The organism is Streptomyces sp. UC4497, from assembly GCF_054871485.1.
The window spans coordinates 68,207-82,408 of record NZ_JBTYHB010000038.1 but is presented as its reverse complement, the minus strand read 5'-3'; the positions used below and the strand labels follow the sequence as shown (position 1 = coordinate 82,408).

11 protein-coding genes are annotated in these 14,202 nt (G+C 71.1%); 6 read left to right on the top strand and 5 right to left on the bottom strand.

Translation table 11 applies throughout. The annotated features are described in order from the left end of the window. The first annotated feature begins 177 nt into the window (after positions 1 to 177). Entirely contained in the window at positions 178 to 1,875 is a 1,698-nt protein-coding gene (locus ACYSUO_RS35165; RefSeq protein ID WP_461780267.1) for a class I adenylate-forming enzyme family protein, read from the top strand. 1,337 nt (positions 1,876 to 3,212) lie between these two features. Here ACYSUO_RS35165 and ACYSUO_RS35160 read toward each other — a convergent pair. After that, on the bottom strand, positions 3,213 to 4,493 hold the full coding sequence (locus ACYSUO_RS35160; protein ID WP_461780266.1) for a M6 family metalloprotease domain-containing protein: 1,281 nt from the start codon (positions 4,491 to 4,493) through the stop codon (positions 3,213 to 3,215). A 272-nt stretch (positions 4,494 to 4,765) separates the two neighbouring features. On the opposite strand from ACYSUO_RS35160, the gene ACYSUO_RS35155 reads away from it, so the two are divergent. Beyond that, positions 4,766 to 5,425, top strand: coding sequence for a TetR/AcrR family transcriptional regulator (locus ACYSUO_RS35155; RefSeq protein ID WP_461780265.1), 660 nt, complete (start codon positions 4,766 to 4,768; stop codon positions 5,423 to 5,425). A gap of 119 nt (positions 5,426 to 5,544) precedes the next feature. Continuing rightward, complete coding sequence (locus tag ACYSUO_RS35150; protein WP_461780264.1) at positions 5,545 to 7,065, top strand: MFS transporter; 1,521 nt, start codon at positions 5,545 to 5,547, stop codon at positions 7,063 to 7,065. A gap of 15 nt (positions 7,066 to 7,080) precedes the next feature. Here ACYSUO_RS35150 and ACYSUO_RS35145 read toward each other — a convergent pair whose 3' ends face one another. Further along, positions 7,081 to 7,614, bottom strand: a complete 534-nt coding sequence (locus ACYSUO_RS35145) for a MarR family winged helix-turn-helix transcriptional regulator (protein WP_461780263.1) — start codon at positions 7,612 to 7,614, stop codon at positions 7,081 to 7,083. 90 nt (positions 7,615 to 7,704) lie between these two features. Here ACYSUO_RS35145 and ACYSUO_RS35140 point away from each other — a divergent pair, with 90 nt between their 5' ends. Next, complete coding sequence (locus ACYSUO_RS35140; RefSeq protein ID WP_461780271.1) at positions 7,705 to 8,466, top strand: dioxygenase family protein; 762 nt, start codon at positions 7,705 to 7,707, stop codon at positions 8,464 to 8,466. Positions 8,467 to 8,476: 10 nt separating this feature from the next. On the opposite strand, the gene ACYSUO_RS35135 is transcribed toward ACYSUO_RS35140, so the two are convergent. Beyond that, a complete protein-coding gene (locus ACYSUO_RS35135) occupies positions 8,477 to 8,995 on the bottom strand; it encodes a GNAT family N-acetyltransferase (RefSeq protein WP_461780262.1) in 519 nt (172 codons plus the stop codon). Positions 8,996 to 9,167: 172 nt separating this feature from the next. Here ACYSUO_RS35135 and ACYSUO_RS35130 point away from each other — a divergent pair, with 172 nt between their 5' ends. After that, positions 9,168 to 10,175, top strand: a complete 1,008-nt coding sequence (locus tag ACYSUO_RS35130) for a sigma-70 family RNA polymerase sigma factor (RefSeq protein WP_426903103.1) — start codon at positions 9,168 to 9,170, stop codon at positions 10,173 to 10,175. Between the two features lie 52 nt (positions 10,176 to 10,227). Here the strand turns inward: ACYSUO_RS35130 and ACYSUO_RS35125 are convergent, their stop codons facing one another. Beyond that, positions 10,228 to 11,223 (bottom strand): helix-turn-helix transcriptional regulator, encoded by a 996-nt coding sequence (locus ACYSUO_RS35125; protein WP_461780270.1) that lies wholly within the window; start codon positions 11,221 to 11,223, stop codon positions 10,228 to 10,230. Positions 11,224 to 11,293: 70 nt separating this feature from the next. Between ACYSUO_RS35125 and ACYSUO_RS35120 the strand changes: the two genes are divergently transcribed. Then, positions 11,294 to 12,817, top strand: coding sequence for an MFS transporter (locus tag ACYSUO_RS35120; protein WP_461780261.1), 1,524 nt, complete (start codon positions 11,294 to 11,296; stop codon positions 12,815 to 12,817). A gap of 32 nt (positions 12,818 to 12,849) precedes the next feature. Here ACYSUO_RS35120 and ACYSUO_RS35115 read toward each other — a convergent pair whose 3' ends face one another. Next, entirely contained in the window at positions 12,850 to 14,181 is a 1,332-nt protein-coding gene (locus tag ACYSUO_RS35115; RefSeq protein WP_461780260.1) for an extracellular solute-binding protein, read from the bottom strand. Positions 14,182 to 14,202 lie beyond the last annotated feature (21 nt).

Genomic DNA, 14,202 nt, shown 5'->3' with positions numbered 1-14,202 from the left:
GGGGGGGGGGGGCCGGGGGGGGGGGGGGGGGTGGGTGGGGGGGGGGGGGGCCCCCCCGGGGGGGGGGGGGGGGGGGGGGGCCCGCCCCCCCCCCCCCCCCCCCGCCGTGCTGTACGGGCCCGTTGGCCGGTGCACGTATCTTGACGTGGGTCGGGCCGCCGGACGTACCGTCCGACCATGGACGCTGATGCCGTGGATTCCGTGGAAGCGCTGCTGACCGCTCCGGGCGCCCCCTTCGCCGTCGTACGTGGCGAGGACGGGCGCCTTTCCTATGCCGACGGGCCCCGTACGTTGCGGGAGTTCGTCGAGACGACGTGGGCGTTCGGCGACACGCCCTTCGTCATCTCCGAGAACGGGCGCATGACCTACGGGGAGTTCTTCGCGGCGGCGTGCGCGCTGGCCCGCCGCTTCCTCGACGACGAGAGCGCGGGCGGGTACGGGCTGCGGCCGGGGGACCGCGCCGTCATCGCGATGCGCAACCACCCGGAGTGGCAGGTCGCCTTCTGGGGCGCGCAGTTGGCGGGGCTCGTGGCGGTGCCGCTGAACGCGTGGTGGACCGCCGAGGAGTGCGCGTACGCCCTCGACGACTGCGGCCCCGCGGTGCTGGTCGTCGACGGGGAGCGCTACGAGCGGGTGCTCCCGTGGCTCGACGCGGCGAGCCCCCGGCCCTGGACGCTGGTCTGCCACGAGGAGGGCCGGGAGGCGGCCGGCGAGCGGACCGAACGGTGGGCGGACCTGCCCACCCCCGACCCCCAACTCGGGCCGCCCGACGTGGACATCGACCCGTCCGCGGACGCCACGATCCTCTACACCTCGGGTACGACGGGCCGCCCCAAGGGCGCCGTCGCCACCCACCACGCCCACATGGGCGCCGTCACGGGGCCCCGTTACGCCGCGGCCCGCACGGCGCTGGCGCGCGGAATCATGCCCGGCCAGGGGCCGGCCCCCGTCGGCCTGCTCACCTTCCCCTTCTTCCACGTGGCGGCGTTCACCGGCTTCTACGCGGCGATGGGGGTGGGCGGCACGATCGTAGTGCTGCGCAAGTGGGACCCGGACACGGCGCTCGCCATGATCCGCGAACACGGCATCACCAGCTTCGGCGGCGTCCCGGCCACAGCCCTCCAACTCCTCGAACGAGCCAAGGAGTTGGGCGACGAACTCCCCTCCCTTACGGGGTTCAGCACGGGCGGCGCCGCGGCCCCGCCCGGCATCGTGGCCCGCCTCACCGACCGCTACGGCGAGCGCATCGAGCCCCGCAACGGGTACGGCCTCACCGAGACGCTCGGCGGAGTGCTCTCCAACGCCGGTGAGGAGTACCGGAGTTGGCCGGGCAGCGTGGGCCGTCCGGCGCCGGCCGTGGAGGTACGGATCGCGGATCCCCTCGGTGAACCGTTGCCGGACGGTGAGGTGGGCGAGCTCTGCCTCCGCGGCCAGCCGCTGATCCGTGGCTACTGGAACGCTCCGGACGCCACCGGGGCGGCGTTCACGGAGGACGGGTGGTTCCGTACGGGGGACCTGGCGGTGCTCTCGGAGGGCCGGGTCAGTGTCGTCGACCGGATCAAGGACCTGGTGATCCGGGGCGGCGAGAACGTCCACTGCGTGGAGGTGGAGGCGACGCTCCACGACCACCCGGACGTCCTGGAGGCGGCCGTCGTGGGCATCCCGCATCCGGTCCTGGGCGAGGAGGTGGCGGCGGTCCTCCGCACCCGCCCCGGCTCGACGGCGACCCCGGACGACATCCGCGCCTTCGCGGCGAAGTCCCTCGCGGCGTTCAAGGTCCCGAGCCACGTGGTGCTCCAGTCCTCCGAACTCCCGCGCAACGCGACGGGCAAGATCCTGAAGCGCGAGCTGCGGGAGTCCTTGGCGTCCGGGTGACGTGGGGCGGGGCCGGGGCCGTCCGTTTCCGTTGGGCGGCAGCGGGGGGCGGGGTGCTGTGCCGGGGTCGACGCCTATGCGTTCGGCGCGCGGCAGCGGGGGCCGGGGCCTTGCCGGGGTTGGCGCCCCTGCGTTCGGCTCGCGGCACTGGCCCCTGTCCGGCTGCGCCGGTGCCCGCTCATCTCCCACCCGCCCGCCCCCTCCGGGGGCTTGGGCCTGACCGGGGCCCGGGTTGCTGTGCCGGGGTCGGGGCCTCTGGTGCGGGGCGCCGGGGTCTGGAGCTTTGCCGGGGTGGGTGCCTATGCGTTCGGAGCGGTACCGGTCCTTTGCCAGGCTGCGGCGGTACCCGCTCATCTTTCTCCCGCCCGCCCCCTTCGAGGGCTTGGGCCTGTCCGGGGGCCGGTCGCTGCACCGGGGGTCGGGGCCTGCCGTGAGGTGCCCGCGACGCTGGGGCCTTGCTGTGGTCGGCCCCCTCGGCCGCATTGCGCGTCCCCGTGCGGTTCAGGCTGCGCCGCCGGCTCATCTCCTGCCCACCCCTCCGGGGGCTTCGGCCCCGTGGTCCGGGTGTGACAGGTGCGCGGCACCGGACCTTTGGCGAGGTCGGCCCTTTTGGCCCGGTTGCGGGGCACCGTTCCGTTCAGGCTGCGCCGCTGGCCCATTTCCCACCGCCCGCCCGGGGGCCGGGTTGCTGTACCGGGGTGGGGCTCGTTGTGAGGGGTGCGCTGCACGGGGGTGCCGCCTTGCCCACCCTGCCGCCCCAGGCGGCAGATTGCCCAAGGCGGGGGCGGTCGACCGCAAAGGGTGGGGAGTCGTGGTGGGCGGCAGGCAGAGGGCGCGTGTGGTTGACCGTCACGGGTGGGGTGCCGGGCCGGCGGCGGGTTGTCCAAGGTGGGGGTGGTGTCGGCCGTCAGGGGCGGGGAGCCGTGGTGGGTGGCAGGTTGCCCAAGGCGGTGGCGGTCGACCGTCACGGGTGGGGAGCCGTCGTGGGCGGCGGATTGCCCACGGCGGGGGCGGCCTGCTGCCGCGGGTGGGGAGCCGTCTTTACGGTTCGCTCACTCGTGGCGGAGCGGTGGCTGCTCGTGCCCCGTTGGGCCGACGCCCCCGGAGGGGGCGGGTGGGTGGGAGATGGGCGGGCCAACGGCGGGCATTTCAAGCGACACGGCCTTTTGAGCCCCGCGACGGGTGGGCCAATCAAGCCCCGCCGGCGTTTGAGGCGCGGGGTCCGGGGCGGAGCCCCGTGGCGTGTGGCGGGTCGAGTGTGTCGGGGCAGCGCCCCGTGGCCCAGTTACGGGTGACGTACAGCCGCGGCCCCGTTACGAGTGACGTACACCCGTCGCCTAGCTACGCGTCACGTACACCTGATAGTCACCGCCGGACGTGATCCCGCCGACGGTCACCCGCACACCCGCCGACTTGTCCCGGAAGACCTCGCCGGACTGGTACGCCGCGTCGGACAGCTCCGCGTGCACATTGGGCTGCCGGGTGCAGCCTCCGCTGTCCGGCGTCGCGTCCTCGACTTTGACCGGGCCCTGGCCCGTGTCCACGTCCGCGTCGACCTTGTAGACGAGGACCCCGGACCGGCACACCGCCTCGTCGTTGCCCGCCTGCGTACGCACCTCGATCGCGTAGCCCGTCTTCCGGGTCAGCGGCACGAACACCAGCTTCGACCTGCCGTCGTTGCGGGCCAGCGGCGACAGCCGGTACTCGGTCGTGCCGGGCTGCGCGGCGCAGCCGACCTGGCTGTCGTCGAGCCATCCGAGCTTCCACTTGTGCCAGCCGAGCAGATCGTTCCCGGCCCCCCAGTCCTCGCTCATGATGTCCCAGTGCCCGGCGGCCCCACCGCCGTCCTGCGTGTAGAGGTCCGGCAGCCCGAACACGTGCCCGTTCTCGTGCGGCAGCACCCGGTACCCGGTCTGGGCGTACGAGCCCGAGCCGTCGTCCTGCCGGGAGTACACGAACGACGCGTTGGACAGCGGCACCCCGTCGGCGACCGGCGCCTCGTGGTTGCCCGCGAACGTCACCGACAGCACGGTGTCCAGCGCGGAGGGCCCCGCGTTCGGGGTGACCAGGATGTTCACCAGGTCGTACCGGCGGAAGTCCACCTCGGGGTCGGCCGCCGCCGCGATGTCGTCGGCGAGCTTGCGGTAGCCGGGGTCGAAGGGGGCGCCGCGGTCTATCCCGTACGCGGTGAACGGCTTGGGCATCCGCAGCCAGTGGTCGACCGGGGCCTCGGGGACGTAGTCGAGCTTTCCGTACGAGCCGGTGCGGAACCAGTCCTGGGTCTGCGGGAAGAACTCGCCGAGCCGGTCCTTCGCGGTGCCCTCCCCGGGCGCGTCGGGAAAGTCGACCATGAGGTTGAGGGCCCGCACGGTGCCGGTGGACCGGGCGTAGCCGGGGGCGGTGGGCAGGCCCTCCGACATCTGGACGCCGAACGAGCCGCGGATCATGCAGGGCGCGAGGGAGGTCGTGCGCGAGACGGCGACGGGGCCCGCCGCGGTCGTCGAGTCGTCGAGGAGTCTTCCGGTGCTCGCGGTCATCGTCACGGCGAGCGCCACCGCCGTGCTCGCGGCCAGCAGCACCCCACGGCGGCCCCTGCGTATCCGACGCACTGCTCGCATCCGCACCGCCTCACGCTCGGGTCCCTTTCGATCACCCTGTGTCGGGGCGTGGCGGGCCGCTCGCTGGGTGCGCCGATCGTGGGTTTCCGAGGTCAGGGGTGTGTGAGGCAGGTCACATGAAGGGCGGGAAATAACCGGGGACGGTCTCCCCGTTTAGACCCGTGTCCGCACGAAACGGGGACCAGCTCCCCACTTCATCCGAAGCCGAAGCCGAAGCCGAAGCCGAAGCCGAAGCCGAAGCCCGTGCACCCCGACCCGTGAAGGAGGCCGCCGTGACCACCGCGACCGAGAAGCCGCAGCGCCGCGCCCCCCGCCCGCGGGCCGACGCGGTGCGCAACCGGGAGCGGATCGTCGACGCCGCGCGCGAACTGCTCGTGGAACACGGTCCCGTGCTGCCGCTCGACGAGGTCGCCCGCCGCGCCGGCGTCGGCAACGCCACGCTGTACCGGAACTTCAAGGACCGCGGCGAGCTGATGCACCACGTGGTCATCACGGTCACCGACACCATCACCGAGCACGCGGAGCGGGGGCTCGCCGCCGAGGAAGCCGGCGAGACGACCGCGTTCGGCGCGCTGCGGACGTTCGTGCACGCCGCCGCGGAGGAGCGGATCGGCGCCCTGTGCCCGATGCTCGACGCCACCTTCGACAAGGACCATCCGGAGCTGATCGCCGCCCGCGACCGGCTCACCGACGCCGTCGAACAGCTCACCGAACGGGCCCGTGCATCCGGTGACCTGCGCTCCGACGTCGGCGTCGGGGATCTGATGGTCGCCCTCTCCCAGCTCACCCGGCCGCTGCCCGGCACCGGCTGTCTGGGCTTCGACCGGTACGTCCACCGTCATCTGCAGCTGTTTCTCGACGGCCTGATGGCACCCGCCCGCTCGGAACTCCCGGGCGAGCCCGCGACCTTGGAGGACCTCCGCCAGGACTGACGTCCTCGCGCCTCTCCACCTCTCCGTATCCACCTCTTCGTAGCACCACGTTCGCCATGCGACACGCAGCTTCGTAACAACCCGATTTCTCACGCTTATTCACGACTTGGAGTCCCGCTGTGGGTACCCCCTTGCCGGAAACGGCATCCGATTCACGACGCTGGAAGGCACTCGCCTTCATCGCGCTCGCCCAGTTGATGGTGGTTCTCGACGCCACCATCGTGAACATCGCCCTGCCCGCCGCACAGCAGGACCTCGGCATATCCGACGGCAACAAGCAGTGGGTCATCACCGCCTACGCGCTCGCCTTTGGAGGCCTGCTCCTGTTCGGCGGGCGCATCGCGGACCTGTGGGGCCGCAAGCGCACCTTCGTCACCGGCCTGATCGGCTTCGCCCTCGCCTCGGCGCTCGGCGGCGCGGCCGGCGGCGAGGCCATGATGTTCGGCGCCCGCGCACTTCAGGGCCTGTTCGGCGCACTGCTCGCGCCCGCCGCCCTGTCCCTGCTCGCCGTCATGTTCACCGACGCCAAGGAGCGCGCCAAGGCGTTCGGCATCTACGGTGCGATCGCCGGTGGCGGTGGCGCCGTCGGTCTGATCCTCGGCGGCTTCCTCACCGAGTACCTGAACTGGCGCTGGACGTTCTTCGTGAACATCCCGTTCGCGATCATCGCCGCGCTCGGCGCGTACTTCGTCATCCGTGAGCCGGCCGGCACGCGCAACCGCTCGCCGCTCGACATCCCCGGCGTGCTGCTGTCCACGCTCGGCCTGGTCTCGCTCGTCTACGGCTTCACGCGCGCCGAGACCAACGGCTGGTCCGACGCGACCACCGTCGGCATGTTCGTCGCCGCGGCCGTGCTGCTGCTCGCCTTCGTCGCCGTCGAGGCTCGCGTGAAGCACCCGCTGCTGCCGCTGCGCGTCGTCGCCGACCGCAACCGCGGCGGTGTCTACGCCTCGCTCGGCCTCGCGATCATCGCGATGTTCGGCCTGTTCCTCTTCCTGACCTACTACCTCCAGGTCGTGAAGGGCTTCTCGCCGGTCAAGACCGGCTTCGCGTTCCTGCCGATGATCGCGGGCATGATCACGGGCTCCACGCAGATCGGCGCCCGCCTGATGACGCGGGTCCGCCCGCGCCTGCTGATGGGCCCCGGCTTCCTGCTGGCGGCGCTCGGCATGCTGATCCTGACCCAGCTGTCCGTCGACTCCTCGTACGCCGGCCTGATCCTGCCCGCCCAGCTGCTGCTCGGCCTCGGCATGGGTACGGCGTTCATGCCCGCCATGTCGCTCGCCACGATCGGCGTCGAGCCCCGGGACGCGGGTGTCGCCTCCGCGATGGTCAACACCTCGCAGCAGGTCGGCGGCGCCATCGGCACGGCCCTGCTGAACACGATCGCGGCCTCGGCCACCACCGCGTACATCGCGGACCACGCGGCCGGAGCCACGAACCAGCGGCTGCTTCAGGCGCAGGCCATGGTGAGCGGCTACACCCACGCCATCTGGTGGGCCGTCGGCATCCTGGCCGTCGCGTCCCTGATCGCCTTCACGCTGGTCAACACCGCTGCCCCGGGCGCCGGTTCGGCCTCGGCCTCCGGTGACACGGAGGGCGCGGAGGACGAGCTGCTCGTGCCGGTGGTCGCGCACTGACCCCCTGACAGGGGGCTATCGGAGCCAGGGGAGGTCCGCCCCGGCCTCCTTCGGCTGAAGTCCCTCGGCGACGATCATCATGATCTCGCCGAGGGACTTCTGCTGTTCGGGGGTGAGCCGCGCGAAGAGGGCCTGGCGGACGGTCTCGACGTGCCCCGGCGCGGTCCTCTCCAGGACCTTCAGGCCGTCGTCCGTGAGGATCGCGAACTGCCCGCGCTTGTCGGAGGGGCAGTCCTCGCGCCGCACCCACCCGCTCTTCTCCAGACGCGCGATCGCGTGCGAGAGTCGGGAGCGGGTGATCTTCGTTTCCCTCGCCAGCTCGGTCATCCGCAGCCGGCGCCGGGGCGCCTCGCTCAGTCGCACCAGGAGTCCGAAGTAGACGTGCGGCATCTTCGCGTCGCGCTGGAGTTGCCGGTCGAGGTGGTCCTCCAGGAGCGTGGTGGCATGGAGGTACGCGCGCCAGGTGCGCTGCTCGTCCTCGCTGAGCCAGGTGGTGGCCTGCGCGTCGTCGCTGCCCGTGCCCGTGTGCTGCTGCTCCATGGTTCCCATCGTAGTCCCCCTTCTTGAAGATTAAACAAAGAAGGCTTACTTTTGTGGGTAGCCAAAGCTTGAAACTTCAAGGAGGTCGTCGTGAACCGGATGCCTGCGCTCTACCTCTCCCACGGTGCGCCGCCGCTCGCCGACGACGCCCTGTGGCCGGGCCAGCTCGCCGAGTGGTCGGCCGACCTCCCTCGCCCCAAGGCGATCCTGATGATCTCGGCGCACTGGGAGAACGCGCCGCTGGCCCTCGGTGCCACCGAGACCGCGCCGCTCGTGTACGACTTCTGGGGCTTCCCCGAGCACTACTACCAGGTGACGTACGCGGCGCCGGGCGCGCCCGAACTCGCCGATTCAGTAAGGAAGTTGCTGCGCGGCCCCGGCATCCCGGTCCAGGACGTGCCGGACCGCGGGCTCGACCACGGCGCGTACGTCCCGCTGGTCGAGATGTACCCGGACGCCGACATCCCCGTCCTCCAGGTCTCCATGCCGACGCTCGACCCGGCCCGGCTCATGGACATCGGCCGCCGCCTCGCGCCGCTGCGCGACGAGGGCGTGCTGATCGTCGGCTCCGGCTTCTTCACGCACAACCTCGCGGCGCTGCGGCAGGGCGGGATCCCGGCGTGGTCGTCGGAGTTCGACGACTGGGGGCACCGGGCGCTGGAGGCGGGCGACGTGGACGCGCTGCTCGACTTCACGCGCAAGTCCCCGGCGGGCACGTTGGCGCATCCGCGTACCGAGCACTTCGCCCCGCTGTTCGTGACGATGGGCGCGGCGGATGCCTTCGGCGATCTGGGGGAGCAGCGGAGCGTGATCGACGGGTTCTGGCTGGGGCTGGCGAAGCGGTCGGTGCAGTTCGGATGAGTGCGGGGCTTTAAAGGGCCTTCTCGTACCAGGCCACGTCCCAGTACTCCCCGAACTTCCGCCCCACCTCCTCGTACGTCCCCACATGGCGGAAGCCGAAGCGGGCGTGCAGCCGGGCCGACGCCTCGTTCGGCTGCGCGATGCCCGCGTACGCGCGGTGGATGTCCTGCTCGGAGAGGGCCTCGAAGAGTGCCTTGTAGAGCTGCGTGCCGACGCCGCGGCCACCCGCGTCGGGCGCCAGGTAGATCGTGACCTCCACCGACGTGTCGTACGCGGCTTTCGGGCGGAAGCTGCTGGCTGTGGCGTAGCCGAGGATCCGTTTCGAGGTCGTCTCAGTGGCAACCAGTAGCGGATGCCGTTCGTCTACAAGATGGGAGAGCAGCCAAGGACGTCGCTCTTCGGGAGTGAAGACGGCGGTGTCGAATGTGATCGGCGTCTCACGTACATAGTGGTTGTAGAGGTCCGTGAGGGCCTTGAGGTCGCCCTCGACTCCCGGCCTGACCTGCACCTCTGTGGACTCGGACACCATCCTGACTCCCCTCTTCGCGCGTTGTGGCGCGACAGGTTACTGCATGATCAGAAAAAAGATGGGCGGCTTGGGAATTCTGTCCGGATTCCAGTCGTTGATTCCATCGGATGCAGGGCACCCGTAAGGCCCCTCAGGGGGCGTACAGCCGACCTACCACCGCAAGGGAGCACGCATGGCAACCCGTGCCGTAGCCCGTCGTAAGTCCGCCGCGTCCGGCGAGACTGATGCGGCACGCAGTGTTCGCGCCGTAGGCGGGGAGATCGCCGACCGCGACCTGGTCGGCATGTACCTCGACGAGATAGCGCGCACACCGCTGCTCGACGCCGCCAAGGAAGTCGAGCTGTCCCAGACCATCGAGGCGGGCGTCTACGCCCAGCAGATCCTCGACGGCACGGTCTCCGACAGCAAGGCTGCCGTCGAGGCGTCCCGCGAGGAGCTGGAAGCTCTGGTCGCGGCGTCGGAGGACGCGAAGGACATCTTCATCAAGTCGAACCTGCGGCTCGTCGTGGCGGTCGCCCGCCGCTACCCGCGGTCAGGACTGCCCCTGCTCGACCTGATCCAGGAGGGGAACGCGGGCCTGGTGCGCGCGGTCGAGAAGTTCGACTACCGCAAGGGCTTCAAGTTCTCCACGTACGCGACGTGGTGGATCCGCCAGGCCATCACGCGCTCGATCGCCGACCAGTCCCGCACCATCCGCCTCCCCGTCCACCTGGTCGAGGAGCTGGGCCGGATCCGCCGCGTGCAGCGCGAGTTCAACCGCGAGCACGGCCGCGAGCCGGAGCCCACGGAGATCGCCGCCGAGCTCGGCGCGAAGCCGGAGCGCGTCGTCGACGTCCTGGACTGGGCCCGCGACCCGGTCTCGCTGAACATGTCGGTGGACGACGAGGGCGAGACCCAGTTCGGCGACCTGCTCGAGGACACGTCGGCCGTGTCGCCCGAGCAGTCCGTGCTCACGCTGCTGCGCAGCGAGGAGCTGGACGACCTCATCGGCCGGCTCGACCAGCGCACCGCGTCGATCATCAAGATGCGGTACGGGATCGAGGACGGGCGCGAGCGGACGCTCACGGAGGTCGGCAAGGAGCACGGGCTCACGCGTGAGCGGATCCGTCAGATCGAGAAGCATGCGCTTCTTGAGCTGAAGAAGTTGGCGCGCGACACCGGATTTGACGCAGCCGCCTAATGTTTCGGTCGGCCGGGGAACGGTCTCGGGGCTCTGCCCCGGGCCCCGCGCCTCAATCGCCGGCGGGGCTCAAGTTGGTCGATCGCGTCAGTCGCGCGGCCAACTCGCTTACCGCTGTTGTCAGTTCCTCCGGGCCCCGTACCTTGAAGTCGTAGCCCGTCATCGCCAGACGGATCGCCGTCCAGTGGAGCGGGTCCGTCGAGGTTGTGCGGAGGCGGCAGCGGTCGTCCGAGAGCGGTTCCGGGACTCCGACCGCCGCCGGGATGCGCTCCGCGATCGCCTCCGCGGGGGCGTCGAACTCCACGTCCAGTTCGTACGCCGCGCCCGCGCCCCACGACGACACCGAGCGGCGTACGTACTCCGCCGCGTCCCCCTCCGGCACCTCCCGCGGAGCGAACCGCGCACCCGTGGCGAACGGGTCCGCGATGCGGTCGACGCGGAACGTGCGCCAGTCCTCGCGGTCGATGTCGTACGCGACGAGATACCAGCGGCGGCCCGTCGACACCAGCCGGTGCGGCTCCACCAAGCGGCGCGATTCCGCGGTGTCGCGCGCCCGGTAACCGAAGCGCAGGCGCTCGCTGCCCGCGGCCGCCGAGGCGATCACCGTGAGCGTCTCCGGCGCGATCGTCGCGCCGTCTCCCGAGGTCAGGGGGATGGTGGCCGTCTGGAGCGTGGCCACCCGGTGGCGCAGCCGCGAGGGCAGCACCTGTTCGAGTTTGGTGAGGGCCCGTACCGAGGCCTCCTCGACGCCCTCGACCGCGTGTCCTGCCCCGGCCCGCAGGCCCACCGCGATCGCCACCGCCTCCTCGTCGTCGAGCACGAGCGGCGGCAGCGCCTTGCCGGCGACCAGGCGGTAGCCGCCGTCGGCGCCGAGCGTGGCCTGCACGGGATAGCCGAGGTCGCGCAGCCGGTCGATGTCGCGGCGCACGGTGCGGCGCGAGACGCAGAGCCGGTCGGCGAGTTCGCCGCCCGGCCACTCGCGCGGGGTCTGGAGGAGCGACAGAAGTTGGAGGAGCCGGGCCGGGGTGTCCGTCGGGGACGGCGTCATGTTCTCCATGGTTTCAGAATGCCGCCCATCTAGGACACGATCTGGCCTAGATGGCTTCTAGCTTTCCGGCATGACCTCAACGACGACCTCAACCGAGGAACACACCACCGACCGCCGGCGCTGGTTCGCCCTCGCCATCGTGATGACGGCGGCCTTCATGGACCTCGTCGACGTCACGATCGTCAATGTCGCCCTGCCGACCATTCAGCACGACGAGGGCGCCTCGACCGGGCAGATCCAGTGGATCACCGCCGGTTACGCGCTCGCCTTCGCCGCCCTGCTGATCACGGGTGGCCGGCTCGGCGACATCTTCGGCCGCAAGCGGCTCTTCCTGCTCGGGGTCGGCGGATTCACGCTCGCCTCCGCGCTGTGCGGCTTCGCCGCGAACCCCGAGATGCTGGTCGCCTCGCGGATCCTCCAGGGCGGCATGGCGGCGCTGATGGTGCCGCAGGTCCTCTCGATCGTGCACGCGACGTTCCCCGCGCACGAACGCGGAAAGGTCTTCGGCCTGTTCGGCGCGATTGTCGGCATGGGCGCCGTGACCGGGCCACTGCTGGGCGCGCTGCTGACCGAGTGGAACATCTTCGGGCTCGAATGGCGCCCGATCTTCCTCATCAACCTGCCCGTCGGCATCGCCGCCCTGATCCTCGGCTCGCGCGTCATCAGCGAGTCCAAGGCGCCGAAGGCCCTGAAGCTGGACCTCGTCGGCGTCGTCCTCGTCACGCTCGCCATGCTGGCGCTCGTCTACCCGCTCACCCAGGGCCGCGAGAACGGCTGGCCGCTGTGGGGCTACGTGATGATGACGGCGTCCGTCGTGATCGTCGGCGTACTCGTCGCGTACGAGAGGGCGAAGACGCGGCGCGACGGATCGCCGCTGATCGAGCTGTCGCTGTTCAAAGTGAAGAGCTTCGCGGCCGGTATCGCCGTGCAGACCGTCTTCGGGCTCGTCATGGGCATCTTCTTCCTGACCTGGACGCTCTACATGCAACTCGGCCTCGGCTGGAGCGCGTTGCGGGCGGGCCTGACCGGGGTGCCGTTCTCGATCGCGGTCTCGGTCGCCGCCGGAATCTCCGTGCAGAAGCTGGTGCCGCGGTTCGGGCGGAAGGTGTTGCAGGCGGGCGCGCTCCTGATGGCCGTCGGCGTGCTGATCTACGTATACGAATCCGGGCACTACGGGCTCGGCATCGCCTCCTGGCAGATGGCGCTGCCGCTGGTCGTGATGGGGCTCGGCATGGGCCTGATCGTCGCGCCGCTGACCGACGCGGTGCTCTCCGAGGTGCCGCGCGAGCACGCGGGTTCGGCGTCCGGGCTCATCAACACGGTGATGCAGATGGGCAACGCGCTCGGCCTCAGCCTGGTCTCCGTCGTCTTCTTCAACATGGTGGAGGACAAGCTCGCGGCGGGGGTGGGGAACCTGGCGTTCGTGGACGGGTTCCGCAGTGCGTTGGTGTGGGCGGCGGGGATTCTGGTGGGGATCTTTGTGCTGATGTTCGCGCTTCCGAAAGCCTCGGGTGGGTCCGGTGGGGTTGTTTCGGGGGACGTGGAGGACGGTGCGGTGGAGCGGGAGTCGGAGCCGGAGCGCGAGTTGGTGTGACGGTTGCGGGGCTCTGCCCCGGGCCCCGCGCCTCAATCGCCGGCGGGGCTTATATAGGGGCTCACGTTGTCCAGAGACTCCAGGACCTGTGCCGGGTTGCCGCCCGGGGCCACCGCCCCGCCGATCCGCTCACGCACCGCGGAGCGCACCTTGGGCCAGGAGCGCAGGCCCACCGGGTGGAACTCCGCGTCCGGCATCTGGTCGACGAACTTCCACAGCTTCCGCTGCGAACGGTCCGCCCGCAGCTCGTCGGAGGCCGTCACGGTCACCGGCAGCGTGGCCTGTGCGCCGCCGTACGTCTTCGCGGAGCCGGTGCCGAACAGGAACGTCAGGAACTTCCCGGCCTCCTCCACGTGGCCGCCGCTCCTGAACGCCATCATCCAGTCGTTGAGCCCCACCGGGGGCGCCGCCTCGTTCCCCTCCTTGAGCGGGAACGGGGCGTGCGCGTACGGCAGTCGGGCCTTGTCCGCGGCGCCGAGCAGCACCGGGTGGGCGATGAGCATGCCGGCCCTCCCGCGGAGGAACTGGGCGTACGCCTGCGTCCTGGTGAGCCTGCCCGGGGCGGCGCCCGCGAGGCCGGGCCCGACCAGTTCGTCGCGCAGCCAGGTCAGCGTCGCCTTGTTCTCGGCGGAGCCGAAGTCGTACCCGCCGAGATCCGCGTAACCGCCGCCGCCCGAGAGCAGCCACGCGAGAAGCTCGTCCTCCGCGGCCTCGGGGCCGAACTGCAAGGCGTACGGGGTGGGGACCCCGATGGCCTTCAACGCCTTGGCGGCGGCGCGGAGTTCGGCCCAGGAACGGGGCGGGCCCGCGAGGCCGGCCCGCTCGAAGAGGCCCGTGTTGTAGAAGAGGCGCGGGGTGCTGGCGAGGATCGGGATGCCGTACTGCACGGAGTCGACCCGGCCCGCGTCGGCGAAGGAGCGGACGAAGCTCGCCTGCGTGGGCACGTCGAAGAGCCGCTCCGCCGGGTACAGCAGGTGGTCCTCGGCGTACGGGGCGAAGAGGTGCCCCTGCGCGATGTCGGGGGCGCGGCCGTCCTTCACGCGGCGGGCGAGGACCGCGTCGATCTTCAGGAACGGGACGCGCTCCACCTCGACGTGGATGTCCGGATGCTTCTTCTCGAAGGCCCGTACGACGTCGTCCCACTGGTCACCGATGGAGGCGCCGACGCTCTTGTTGTAGCTGGCCACGAGAAGGTCGAGCGTGACCTTGCCGCCGTCGGCGCCGTCGCTCCCGTCGCCCGAACCGCAACCGGTCAGGGCCAGGGCGCCCGCCGCCCCTGCTCCGGCCAGGCCCGTCGTCCTCAGAAAGTGCCGCCGCCGCACTGCTCTCGCCTCGCTCCGCTCGCCATGACCCCTGCTTGGCATGATCATTACTTGATGGTGGCA

What these genes read in the sequence shown, in the direction of transcription:
- ACYSUO_RS35165 (WP_461780267.1), top strand. Translation starts at nt 178, where the DNA reads ATGGACGCTGATGCCGTGGATTCCGTGGAAGCGCTGCTGACCGCTCCG.
- ACYSUO_RS35160 (WP_461780266.1), bottom strand. Translation starts at nt 4,493, where the DNA reads ATGCGAGCAGTGCGTCGGATACGCAGGGGCCGCCGTGGGGTGCTGCTG.
- ACYSUO_RS35145 (WP_461780263.1), bottom strand. Translation starts at nt 7,614, where the DNA reads ATGGGAACCATGGAGCAGCAGCACACGGGCACGGGCAGCGACGACGCG.
- ACYSUO_RS35140 (WP_461780271.1), top strand. Translation starts at nt 7,705, where the DNA reads ATGCCTGCGCTCTACCTCTCCCACGGTGCGCCGCCGCTCGCCGACGAC.
- ACYSUO_RS35135 (WP_461780262.1), bottom strand. Translation starts at nt 8,995, where the DNA reads ATGGTGTCCGAGTCCACAGAGGTGCAGGTCAGGCCGGGAGTCGAGGGC.
- ACYSUO_RS35130 (WP_426903103.1), top strand. Translation starts at nt 9,168, where the DNA reads ATGGCAACCCGTGCCGTAGCCCGTCGTAAGTCCGCCGCGTCCGGCGAG.
- ACYSUO_RS35125 (WP_461780270.1), bottom strand. Translation starts at nt 11,223, where the DNA reads ATGACGCCGTCCCCGACGGACACCCCGGCCCGGCTCCTCCAACTTCTG.
- ACYSUO_RS35120 (WP_461780261.1), top strand. Translation starts at nt 11,294, where the DNA reads ATGACCTCAACGACGACCTCAACCGAGGAACACACCACCGACCGCCGG.
- ACYSUO_RS35115 (WP_461780260.1), bottom strand. Translation starts at nt 14,181, where the DNA reads ATGCCAAGCAGGGGTCATGGCGAGCGGAGCGAGGCGAGAGCAGTGCGG.